Here is a 10585-nt window from a genome sequence, read left to right as displayed (position 1 = left end):
GGCCGAATACGGCCCGCCGCCGCCCATGCAGCGAGGCCGCTGGTCGGAACGGTGAGGCTGCCGGTCGGCACGGTGAGGCCGTGAGCCGAGACGGCGGTGCCGGCAGTCGCGACGGCGGTGTCGGCGGTCGCGACGGCGGTGTCGGCGGTCGGGTCGGCGAGGATGTCGGGCGGGATGGCCGGGCCGGCGGGCGACGCGGTGGAAGGGGTCGTGGACGCTGCTCCGCGTTCCGTCGGGGGCGTGGTGGCGCAGGCACAATGGGGTGGTGAACGACGAGCCCATACCCGTCTCCCGCGCCGTCGACCACGGCACCGCCAAGTTGATGCCCGACGTCGACCGGGAGCGGGCCTGGCTGCTGACCGTCGACGGGGCGCCCCAGTCGTACGTCGACCTGGACGAACCGACACATCTGGAGTTCGAGTACGCGCGGCGTCTCGGGCACGTCCTGGACATCGCCGCCGAGCCGGGGCGCCCCTTGACCGTTCTGCACCTCGGCGGCGGTGCGCTCACCCTGCCCCGCTACCTGGCCGCGACCCGGCCGGGGTCCCGGCAGGACGTCGTCGAGTTCGACCGAGGCCTGCTGGAACTGATCGTCGAGCACCTGCCCGTCCCGGCCGGGACCGGTATCTCGGTGCACCCCGCCGACGCGCGGGACTGGCTGGAAGAGGCCCCGGACGACTCGGCGGACGCGCTTGTCGCCGACGTGTTCGGCGGCTCCCGCGTCCCCGCGCATCTGACGTCCCTCGCCTACGCCCAGGAAGCCGGACGGGTCCTGCGTGCCGACGGCGTCTATCTGGCGAACCTCGCCGACGCGGCGCCCTTCGGCTTCCTGCGGTCCCAACTCGCCAACTTCGCCTCAGTGTTCGAGGAACTCGCCCTCATCGCCGAGCCGGCCGTACTGCGCGGCCGCCGGTTCGGGAACGCGGTGCTGGTCGCCGCGCACCGGCCGCTCGACGTGACCGCCCTGGCCCGCCGCACCGCATCCGACGCGTTCCCGGCCCGGGTGGAACACGGCGCCGGACTGCGCCGCCTCATCGGCGACGCCCACCCGGTACGGGACGAGGACGCCGTACCGTCGCCCGAACCACCCGAGGGCGCGTTCGGCATCGGCTGAACGACGGGGGCCACAGCGACGCGGCGAGACCCCCTCCGGCAAGCACCTCACGGACTGGCCTCACGGACCGGTGACGCGGTGACGCGGTGACCCGGTGGCCCGGTGGGTGGCACCGGGCCAGATGTCCCGTCCGTTCGCCGCTAGTTCTGTGTCGGCGTCCCGTGCAACCGTACGGTGCTGAGGATCTGCATGATCGTGGCCTTGGGGAGTTCGTCCTTCACGCCCTTGGCCCCGTACAGGTTCCACGACACGTAGTCGCCGTTGGGGTTCTTGAAGCCGAACGTGATCGCCTTGCCGTCGCTGTCGCACTTGCCCTTCTGGGGCGTGTTGGTCGACTGGGCCCATGCGTAACTGCCCTTGATGCCGGAGGCGGTGGTGTAGGCGGTGGCCTTCTTGTCGAAGGTGAGACTCTTCTTGTCCGGCTCGGTGTAGCCGCCGAACACCCACCAGGCGGGCGTGTTGATGGCGATCTCGTCGGTGGACTTGGCGCCTTCGGCGCCCTTGGAACCGACCACGGCCAGCGCGGTGTCGTCGGTCTTGCCGTCCTTGTCGGAGTCCGTGGAGCACCACTTCGACTTGTACTCGGCCGTGCCCCCCTGAAGGATGCGGTCGTAGCCGTCGGACTTCTTCTTGTCCTCCCACTCGAAACCCTGGCTGAGGCCCGGCGACTGGACCTCCCAGTCCGCCGGTACGTCGAAGGCGATGCCCCACTTGGGGTTCACCACGACCTTCCAGCCGGCGACGGTCGGCTTCTCGGTCTCGTTGCTCCGCGGGTTGTCGTCCGTGCCGGCCGTCGAGGACGCGGAAGCCGACGCGGTGGCGGAGGCGGTGGGGCTCGCGCTGCTCTTGCCCACGTCGTCCGGGTTGTCATCGCCGCCGCCGCCCAGCACCAGGAACCCGGTGACACCGGCGGCCACGACGACGGCCGAGGCCGCGATGATCGCGATCACCTTCGTCCGGCCGCCACCGCCTGCGCCGCCCCCGCCGGGCGGCGGCGTGGGCGCGCCCACGGGCGACGGGGTGCCCCACTGGGGCTGCTGCGCATAGGGGTTGGGTTGCTGGTCCGGCTGCTGCTGGTAGCCGGGTTGCTGATACGGATTCGGCTGCTGGTATCCCGGCTGCTGGTACGGATTGTTCTGCGCCTGCGGGTTCTGCTCTCCCCCGGGCGGCTGCTGCTGTCCTGGCCACATGGCCAGAAACCCTAGTGCCGTCCGGGACACGATTCGGTCACCGCCCCTTGTCAGGGACGTACCGAATCGGGAGTCGGACGGCCGGAACCCGCGAACAGTGCCCCTGATCTTCCGGATTGCGGCATCCGGCACCTCGCGTGCGGCGATCGTCACACCGGTCTGGCCAGTCGAAGCTACTCATAGGTAACATCGAGTGCATGAGCGCAGACCAGATGTCCATCGGCGAGATGCTCGCCGCCACGGTGCCCATGGCCCGGACCCTGCACCTCGAGTTCATCGAGGCCGGTCCGGAGAAGGCCGTGGTCGCCCTGCCCGACCAGAGCGAGTTCCACAACCACGTGGGCGGGCCGCACGCCGGGGCGATGTTCACGCTCGGCGAGTCCGCCAGCGGCGCGATCGTCCTCGCCGCGTTCGGTGACCAGCTGTCCCGCGCCGTGCCGCTGGCCGTGGGCGCCGAGATCGCCTACCGGAAGCTGGCCATGGGTGCCGTCACCGCGACCGCCACCCTCGGCCGCCCGGCCGCCGAGGTCGTCGCGCAACTCGACGCGGGGGAGCGGCCCGAGTTCCCGGTCGCGATCGAGATCCGCCGTGCCGACGGGGCCGTGACCGGCGAGATGACGGTGATCTGGACCCTTCGTCCCAACGGCTGAGCGGCGTCCCCGCGAGGACGACGGCCCCGGCCGCGGCGTACCGCGCCACCGGGGCCCGGTGCGGCGCCACGTGCCCGACGTCACGCGCCCGCACACCACGCGCCCGCCGTCCGGTCCCGCACCCACCCGACACGCGCCGCCCGTGACAGCCGTCGGCGACCCGTCCCGTACGGACGTCGCTCACCCCGTCCGGTACGGACGCCAGGCACAGGTCAGCGACGGGCGGACGTCAGGCGCCGGTCAGGCCACCAAGCGGCCGTCCTCCGTGTCGCCGTCCTCCGTGCCGCCGTCCTTCGCGCCGCCGTCCTCCGTGCCGCCGTCGGCCAGCCCCGCCACGAAATCCTTGAGCCAGGCGACGAACTCCGGTCCCAGGTCGGGCCGATCGCAGGCCAGGCGGACGACGGTGCGCAGATAGTCCGCCTTGTCGCCGGTGTCGTAGCGGCGGCCGGAGAAGATCACGCCGTGCACCGAGCCGTCGGCCGCGAGTTCCTGCAGGGCGTCGGTGAGCTGGATCTCGCCGCCGCGCCCGGGTGCGGTGCGCTCCAGGACGTCGAAGACGGCGGGGTCGAGGACGTACCGTCCGATGACCGCGTACCGGCTCGGCGCGTCCTCGCGCGAGGGCTTCTCCACCAGGCCGGTGACCCGCACCACCCCGTCCTCGCCGGACGGCTCCACGGCCGCGCAGCCGTAGAGGTGGACCTGCTCCGGCGGGACCTCCATGAGGGCGACCACGCTGCCGGCGTACCGGTCGCGGACCTCGAGCATCCTGCTGAGGAGGGTGTCGCGGGGGTCGATCAGGTCGTCGCCGAGCAGTACGGCGAACGGCTGGTCGCCGACGTGGTTGCGGGCGCACAGCACCGCGTGACCGAGGCCCAGCGGGTCGCCCTGCCGGATGTGGTGGATGTCGGCGAGCCGCGCCGGGTCGCGCACCGCGTCCAGCCGCACGGTGTCCCCCTTGGCGGCGAGCGCCTGCTCCAGTTCGAAGGCGTGGTCGAAGTGGTCCTCGATGGCCCGTTTGTGCCGGCCCGTGACCATCAGGACGTCGTCCAGACCGGCGGCGGCCGCCTCCTCGACGACGTACTGGATGGCCGGCTTGTCGACCACGGGCAGCATCTCCTTCGGCGTCGCCTTGGTGGCGGGCAGGAAACGCGTACCGAGACCGGCGGCCGGGACGACTGCTTTGCGGACACTGGATGCGGAGTGGGGGGCGCTCATGCGGGCCATGGTGGCCCACGGGGATGGGAGTACCCCGGGAGTCACATCTGAGATTCCTGTGGGCCGTCCCTGTGTCGGAACGCCCGGCGTCGCCGGGGCTCGAAGTTGGAGATTCCGTGTGCCATCGGGCTTTGCGCGTACACAAGTTGAGCACGGCGGTCCGGGCGCTTTTCGAATGCGGGTGCGGATACCGCCGGTAACTTATCTGAAATTCCCGCACTTTGAACTTGGGTCACTCGAACTCCTTGTTTCCTGTCAGGGGCATGTGCGAAGGTGAGCCTCCCCTTACGGATGGGCAGGATCAGGCCAACGTGCCTGGTCAGGCCAAAGGTACGCACCTATCCCGGCACAGCTTTCCGACACCGTGCTTTTCCGTGCCGTTCGTAGGCTTGGAAGGAAATGGTTCCGTGCAATCCCCCAACCCCCCACGCCCGCCCTACCCGCCCCGCCCCGGCTGGACCCCCGGGGATTCCGATCCGCAACTCGCCGCCCGGCTGGCCGACCGGCCCGCCGACGGCGACGCACGGGTTGGTGCGGTCGCCCTGCTCTTCGCCCGCCACTGGCGCGCAGCTCACGACTACGCGACCATCTGCCTCGCCGGCACCGAGGACACCGCGCGACTCGTGGCCGCCGCCGCGTTCCACGAGGTGCTCGGCCGGCTCGCGGACGGGCGTACCCGAGGCGCGCTGCGTCCCCAACTCCTCGTCGCCGTAAGGGAGACGGTGCGGGAATGGGCCGGTGCCGACGGGGTGGTCGACGTTCTCCCGGAGCTGCGGAAAACCGTCGGCGGCCGCGGACTGCGCGCCGCACGTCCGGGAACCGCCGAAAGGCGTCAACTCGCCGAGCGCTCTTTCCAGTTGCTCCCGGCTGCCTCCCAATGTCTGTTGTGGCATACCGAGGTGGAGGCGGAACCCATATCCGTACCGGCCGGTCTGGCGGGCGTGGACGCCATCTCCGCGACGGCCGCCCTGGAACGGGCGCGGGAACAATTCCGGGCGGGCTGTGTACGCGCCCACCGGGAACTCGCGCCGACGAGTGAATGCCGCTTCTACAACCGGCTCCTCGACATTCCCCTGCGCCGCGGCGGAACCCTGCTGCCCGATGTGCGGCAGCATCTCGCGCACTGCCGCTTCTGCCGGCACGCTGCCGAACAGCTCAGCCATTTCGACGACGGACTGGACGTGTTGCTCGCCGAGACCGTGCTGGGCTGGGGCGCCCGCCGCTACCTCGACTCGCGCCCCGGACTCGCGACCTCCGTCACCGCACCGGCCAGGCCCGCCGCCCAGGGCCTGCCCGTCGGGGGCGGCCGCCACCGCACCACCTCGGCGGGACTGCTCGACCTGCCGGGCCGGCGGCCCAAGGCCGTGCTGCTGGGCGTGGGGCTGACCTCCCTCGCGCTGGTCGCGACCGTCTTCGTGGCCAAGGGCTGGTCCGATGACAACGGTGTCCCCGCTCCCGGGGCCACCTGGGGCGCGCCCGCGGGCGGGACCGGCACCCCGGCCACCGGCGCACGGGGGCGTCCCGGGGCCGCCGACGGCCCCTCGCCCTCCGGATCGCCGTCGGCCGCCACAGCGTCGCGGACCGTCGAGGTCGCGCACGGCACCCTGCGCAGCCCGGACACGGGCCTCTGCCTCGACGCCGCCGGCGGCCTGGCCCGGGCCGGTGCGCCGATCGTCCTCGCGGGGTGCTCTGAGGCCGCGTCCCAGCAGTGGTCGTACCAGGGCGACGGGCTGTTGCGCAGTGCCGCCGATCCGGCACTCTGTCTGGCCGCCGACCCCGGCCACCGGACGACCGCCCTGGCCAACTGCCTGGTGCACGCCGGCGAGACGTTCTTCGACCTCACCGTGGGCGGGGAACTCCTGCTGCGGAGGGACGACGGGCTGGTCGTCGCCCGCGCCGCCGGTAAGCCGGGAGCGCCCGTGGTCGTCGCCGACCGGGACGGTTCCGGCGGACAGCGGTGGGTGTTCGAGACGGCCGCCCCGGCCGCCGCGGTACCCGGTCCGGAGCTGCGGAAGACGGCGGAGCCGACCGGTCCGGGCACACCCGGATCCGCCGAGGACCCGGCCGGTCCGGGCACACCCGGATCCGCCGAGGACCCGGCGCCGCGCGGTGACCGGCCCCTCACGCCGGACACCCCCGCACCCGCCGAAACGGCCCCGGCGGCAACGGAGTTCGAGACGAGGGTCGCCCAGGTGCGGTGCTGCGACCCGTCGCCCGACCCGGTCGACCCGGCGGACCCCGCCACGCTCGTCGACGCACTTCCGGCACCCGCCGAGGTGTCCGACGAGGTGTCCGACGTAGTGGGGAACGTCGTCGCGGACGTGACCCGGTCCCTCGGCCGCTGAGCCGGGAACGACGGAGGGGCCGCCCGGGGGACGGCCCCTCCGTCCGTCTCGTGGAGGACCGCCCGGGACGACCGCCGGGGACGATTGTCGGGGGCGACCGTCCGGGACGACCGCCCGGGACGACCGCCCGGGACGACCGCCGGGGACGACCGTCCGGGACGACCGTCCGGGTCACGACGTGCAGACGTTCCTCAGCTCCGAGGCCGCCTTGTCGATCTCGGCGGAGTCGGGGTGGTCGCCGTCGAGGACGTCCTGGTTGTAGTCCTCGACGGCCTGTTGGAGTTTGTCGACCGCCTTGTCGACCTTGGTGGCGTCCGCGTCGCTGTCGGCCGACCTGTCGTCGATCTTGTCCAGGTTCTTCTCGATGGTGTCGATGGAGTCCTCGGTCCTCGTCGGATCCTCGATGGCGTCCGCTCCGGCCTTGTTGATCGCCGTGATGCTGTCCGTGATGTCGTCGGCGTTCGAGAGGCAGTCGATGGAGTCGTCGAACTCGCAGCCGGTGAGAAGGCCGGCGGTCAGCGCGAGGGCTGCCGCGGCGGTGGCGATGACGGCAGTACGGCGTCCGCGTCGGCGGTTCACGGCCATGGGGGGGGTCCCTTCGGGAACGGTGGGGCACGGTGGTTCGTCCTCCACCACGATCACGTGGCGGGGCCGCCGCCACGAGGGACCGCGCCCCCGGATCCGTGGTGTAGCCCCCTACACCACGGATCCGGGCCGGGTCCGGCCGACCCGGTAGGCTTCCCGGAAGGCAAGGCTGCCCAGGGACGTCTAACGGGAGGAACCCGCGGTGCACGTGCAGGAATGGCTCGACACGGTGCCCGCGGCCGCCGTCTACGCCGTGGTGGGCCTGGTCATCGGTCTCGAGAGCCTCGGCATTCCGCTGCCTGGGGAGATCATCCTGGTGTCGGCCGCGCTGCTCTCCTCCCAGCACGGCGGTATCAACCCCGTCGTCCTCGGCGCGTGCGCCACCGCGGGCGCAGTGATCGGTGACTCCATCGGCTACGCCATCGGCCGCAAGGGCGGGCGTCCGCTGCTCGCGTGGCTCGGCGCCAAGTTCCCCAGGCACTTCAGCGAGGGGCATGTCGCCACCGCCGAGCGGTCCTTCGAGAAGTGGGGCATGTGGGCCGTCTTCTTCGGCCGCTTCGTCGCCCTGCTGCGTATCTTCGCCGGCCCGCTCGCGGGCGTTCTGCACATGCCGTACTGGAAGTTCCTCGTCGCCAACGTCCTCGGCGGCATCGCGTGGGCCGGCGGCACGACGGCGGTCATCTACTACGTGGGTGTCGTGGCGGAGTCCTGGCTGAAGAAGTTCTCGTACCTGGGCCTGGTGGTGGCGGTGCTGATCGGCCTGACGTCGATGCTGATCATCAAGCGCAAGGCGAAGAAGCTGCAGGGTGGGGCCACGCGAGAGGCCGAACCGGAGACCGTGCCCGCCGTCGAGTAGTCCGGGGAGCGGGGCCGGCGTGGAATGCCACGCCCACGCGACGGAGCCGCCCCGGGCAACCGCCTCGGGAAACCGCCCCGGTCTCTGGGACTGACCCGCCTACTCGTGGATCTCCACGTGAGCCTTGGCCAGGTCCGCGTACAGCGTGCCGTTCAGCGTCACACCCTGCCGCTCCTCCTCGCTCAACTCCCGCCTGACCTTGGCCGGCACCCCCGCCACCAGTGATCCCGGCGGGACCTCCATCCCCTGGGGCACGAGCGCCTGCGCGGCGACCAGCGAACCCGCCCCGATCACCGCCCCGTTGAGCACGGTCGCCCCCATCCCGATGAGGCAGTCGTCCCCGACCGTCGCCCCGTGCACCACGGCGTTGTGGCCGACGGACACCCGCTCGCCGATCGTCACGGGAAAGCCGGGGTCGGCGTGCAGCGTCACGTTGTCCTGGATGTTGGCGCTCGCCCGGACGGTGATCCGCTCCACGTCGCCCCGCACGACGGCCCCGTACCAGACGCTCGCGCCCGCCTCCAGCGTCACGTCCCCGATCACCGAGGCCGTCGGTGCCACGAACGCCTCGGCGTCGACCTTCGGTTCCCTGCCGCCGATGCCCACGATCAGCGCCTTGTGCGTCATCACCGTCTCCTCGTGTCGGTCGTATGCCCGCACCGTACGCCACCCGGTGGGGCGAAGATCACAGGGCCGCGGGCCCATGGCCGCACCGCGCGCTGAGTACGGTGAGCGGGTGCCGAAGCCCTGGAACACGTTCTCGTCATGGCGGCGCCGACTGGTGCAGCGCGCCGTCCATGAGGGCTGGGCCTGGGTGCAGCGCACGGGCTCGGTCACCGCTGAGCACCCCGGTCGCTTCCGCTTCGGTTCGATGGGCCCGGGCACCCGGCTCGCCTTCCCGCTCGGCACGGTCTTCGGTGAGCCCTGGATCCACCTCGGCGCGCACTGCATCGTCGGCGAACAGGTCACCCTGACCGCCGGTCTGATGCCCGACCTGGATCTCGGCCCGGACCCGATCCTGCGGCTCGGTGACGGCGTGGTACTCGGCCGGGGCAGCCATGTCATCGCCGACACGACGGTCACCATCGGCAGCGACTGCTACTTCGGTCCGTATGTGTACGTCACGTCCACGAACCACTCCTACGACGATCCGCACGAGCCCATCGGCAAGCAGTGGCCCCGTATGGAGCCCGTGGAGATCGGCCCCGGGTGCTGGATCGGCACAGGAGCCGTGATCCTGCCGGGTGCGCGGATCGGACGGAACGTCGTCGTCGCGGCCGGGGCGGTGGTGCGCGGTACGGTGCCCGACCACTCCGTCGTCGCGGGGGCGCCCGCCAAGGTCGTACGGCGCTGGACGCCCGCCGAGGGGTGGCAGCCGCCGCTGCGCACCCCGGCGCCGGTGCCGATCCCCGACGGGGTCACCTCGGACCAGCTGGTCGCGCTCTCTGAACTGGACGAGGAGACGGCGGCCGCACTGGCCCGGCTGGAGCCGTAGGGCCGGCCCGGCCCATCATGCCGGAGCCGGAGCCGGAGCCGGAGCCGGAGCCGGAGCCGGAGCCGGAGCCGGAGCCGGAGCCGGAGCCGGAGCCGGAGCGGGCCGGACAGGCCCCGGATCAACCCGTCGCCAGCAGCAGTGTGCCCACCAGGGCCAGTCCCGCGCCCGCCGCCTGGACCGCGCGCAGCCGCTCCCGGAGGAACCCGCGCGCGGCGAGGGCGGTCACCACGGGGTAGAGGGATGCGAGCACCGAGGCCACCATGACCGGGCCGTGTTGGGCGGCGACGGCGTAGGTGCCGTTCGCGGCGACGTCGGCGAGACCGACGAACCCGTACGCCGGCAGCGAAGTCCACGGCAGACCGCCCTCGGGCAGCGCGGGCGCCCCGCGCCGGACGGCGACGTACAGCGCCGCGCCGCCCGCGGCCACGTTGGTGACCCGCTGCACGAACAGGGCGAGGAACAGGCCGGTGACCGTGGTGGACGCCTCGGTGATCAGGACGAACACCGTGCCGAACCCGAGCGCCGCGACCAGCGTGAGGAGGACGGCCCGCCGCTGCACCGGGGCGCTCCTCAGCTGCGGGCCGCCCGCCAGGACGACCCCGGCCACCGCGACCGCGATGCCCGCGACCTGGACGAGTCCCGGCCGCTCGCCGAGGACCAGCCCGACGGAGACCGGCACGGCCACGCTCAGGGTGGCCAGGGGGGAGACGACTCCCATGGGGCCGAGCGCCAGCGCCTTGTAGAAGGAGAGCAGGGCCACCGGCCCCACCAGCCCGGCCGCGACCGCGAACCACAGACGGGGACCGGCCTCGCTCCAGCCCCCGGTGGCGACCACGACCGCCCCGAGGACGGCCGCCGCGATCGACTGTGAGACCACGACGACGGTGAGCGCCGGGACCCGTCGCGTGAGCAGCCCGCCGCCGAAGTCGGCCAGACCCCACAGGAGGCTGGTGGCCAGGGCGAAGAGTGCTGTCACGGGGTCCTCGCAGTACAGTTCGGTGCACGATCGGGTGCACCACACCGTAGTGCAGCAAACTTAACCCTGTCATCCAGAATATTGGACTCCGGGACCGCTGGAAACCACCGGAACCCAACGGGGGCGGAGGGGACGGGGCGGGTCCGGACGGACCGGACG

General features: G+C 72.3%; 10 protein-coding genes. 5 read left to right on the top strand and 5 right to left on the bottom strand.

All coding sequences use genetic code 11. The features are described 5' to 3' along the window. Positions 1–322 precede the first annotated feature (322 nt). Positions 323–1114 (top strand): spermidine synthase, encoded by a 792-nt coding sequence (locus ACFWBB_RS33030; protein ID WP_385279819.1) that lies wholly within the window; start codon positions 323–325, stop codon positions 1112–1114. 140 nt (positions 1115–1254) lie between these two features. Here ACFWBB_RS33030 and ACFWBB_RS33025 read toward each other — a convergent pair whose 3' ends face one another. Next, positions 1255–2304 carry a hypothetical protein gene (locus ACFWBB_RS33025; RefSeq protein ID WP_385279810.1) on the bottom strand — a complete coding sequence of 350 codons (1050 nt, stop codon included), beginning with the start codon at positions 2302–2304 and terminating at the stop codon, positions 1255–1257. A gap of 212 nt (positions 2305–2516) precedes the next feature. On the opposite strand from ACFWBB_RS33025, the gene ACFWBB_RS33020 reads away from it, so the two are divergent. Further along, positions 2517–2954, top strand: coding sequence for a DUF4442 domain-containing protein (locus ACFWBB_RS33020; RefSeq protein ID WP_385279816.1), 438 nt, complete (start codon positions 2517–2519; stop codon positions 2952–2954). 240 nt (positions 2955–3194) lie between these two features. Here the strand turns inward: ACFWBB_RS33020 and galU are convergent, their stop codons facing one another. After that, the gene (gene galU / locus ACFWBB_RS33015) at positions 3195–4178 is read right to left on the bottom strand and encodes a UTP--glucose-1-phosphate uridylyltransferase GalU (RefSeq protein WP_385279807.1); all 984 of its coding nucleotides are present in this window, start codon (positions 4176–4178) and stop codon (positions 3195–3197) included. 398 nt (positions 4179–4576) lie between these two features. On the opposite strand from galU, the gene ACFWBB_RS33010 reads away from it, so the two are divergent. Next, positions 4577–6514 carry a ricin-type beta-trefoil lectin domain protein gene (locus ACFWBB_RS33010; protein WP_385279804.1) on the top strand — a complete coding sequence of 646 codons (1938 nt, stop codon included), beginning with the start codon at positions 4577–4579 and terminating at the stop codon, positions 6512–6514. A gap of 171 nt (positions 6515–6685) precedes the next feature. Here the strand turns inward: ACFWBB_RS33010 and ACFWBB_RS33005 are convergent, their stop codons facing one another. Then, positions 6686–7099, bottom strand: coding sequence for a hypothetical protein (locus ACFWBB_RS33005; protein ID WP_385279802.1), 414 nt, complete (start codon positions 7097–7099; stop codon positions 6686–6688). A gap of 202 nt (positions 7100–7301) precedes the next feature. On the opposite strand from ACFWBB_RS33005, the gene ACFWBB_RS33000 reads away from it, so the two are divergent. Then, positions 7302–7955, top strand: coding sequence for a DedA family protein (locus ACFWBB_RS33000; RefSeq protein ID WP_385279799.1), 654 nt, complete (start codon positions 7302–7304; stop codon positions 7953–7955). 99 nt (positions 7956–8054) lie between these two features. On the opposite strand, the gene ACFWBB_RS32995 is transcribed toward ACFWBB_RS33000, so the two are convergent. Continuing rightward, positions 8055–8582, bottom strand: coding sequence for a gamma carbonic anhydrase family protein (locus ACFWBB_RS32995; protein ID WP_385279796.1), 528 nt, complete (start codon positions 8580–8582; stop codon positions 8055–8057). A 76-nt stretch (positions 8583–8658) separates the two neighbouring features. Here ACFWBB_RS32995 and ACFWBB_RS32990 point away from each other — a divergent pair, with 76 nt between their 5' ends. Then, positions 8659–9450 (top strand): acyltransferase, encoded by a 792-nt coding sequence (locus ACFWBB_RS32990; RefSeq protein ID WP_385279794.1) that lies wholly within the window; start codon positions 8659–8661, stop codon positions 9448–9450. 118 nt (positions 9451–9568) lie between these two features. Here ACFWBB_RS32990 and ACFWBB_RS32985 read toward each other — a convergent pair whose 3' ends face one another. Then, the gene (locus tag ACFWBB_RS32985; protein WP_385279791.1) at positions 9569–10426 is read right to left on the bottom strand and encodes an EamA family transporter; all 858 of its coding nucleotides are present in this window, start codon (positions 10424–10426) and stop codon (positions 9569–9571) included. Positions 10427–10585: the final 159 nt, after the last annotated feature.

The sequence above is a fragment of the Streptomyces sp. NPDC060000 genome (assembly GCF_042737375.1).
Taxonomy (GTDB): domain Bacteria; phylum Actinomycetota; class Actinomycetes; order Streptomycetales; family Streptomycetaceae; genus Streptomyces.
The sequence above is the reverse complement of the archived record's forward strand: the minus strand, read 5'-3'. Positions and strand labels throughout refer to the sequence as shown.

What these genes read in the sequence shown, in the direction of transcription:
- ACFWBB_RS33030 (WP_385279819.1), top strand. Translation starts at nt 323, where the DNA reads ATGCCCGACGTCGACCGGGAGCGGGCCTGGCTGCTGACCGTCGACGGG.
- ACFWBB_RS33025 (WP_385279810.1), bottom strand. Translation starts at nt 2,304, where the DNA reads ATGTGGCCAGGACAGCAGCAGCCGCCCGGGGGAGAGCAGAACCCGCAG.
- ACFWBB_RS33020 (WP_385279816.1), top strand. Translation starts at nt 2,517, where the DNA reads ATGTCCATCGGCGAGATGCTCGCCGCCACGGTGCCCATGGCCCGGACC.
- galU (WP_385279807.1), bottom strand. Translation starts at nt 4,178, where the DNA reads ATGGCCCGCATGAGCGCCCCCCACTCCGCATCCAGTGTCCGCAAAGCA.
- ACFWBB_RS33005 (WP_385279802.1), bottom strand. Translation starts at nt 7,099, where the DNA reads ATGGCCGTGAACCGCCGACGCGGACGCCGTACTGCCGTCATCGCCACC.
- ACFWBB_RS32995 (WP_385279796.1), bottom strand. Translation starts at nt 8,582, where the DNA reads ATGACGCACAAGGCGCTGATCGTGGGCATCGGCGGCAGGGAACCGAAG.
- ACFWBB_RS32990 (WP_385279794.1), top strand. Translation starts at nt 8,659, where the DNA reads ATGGCCGCACCGCGCGCTGAGTACGGTGAGCGGGTGCCGAAGCCCTGG.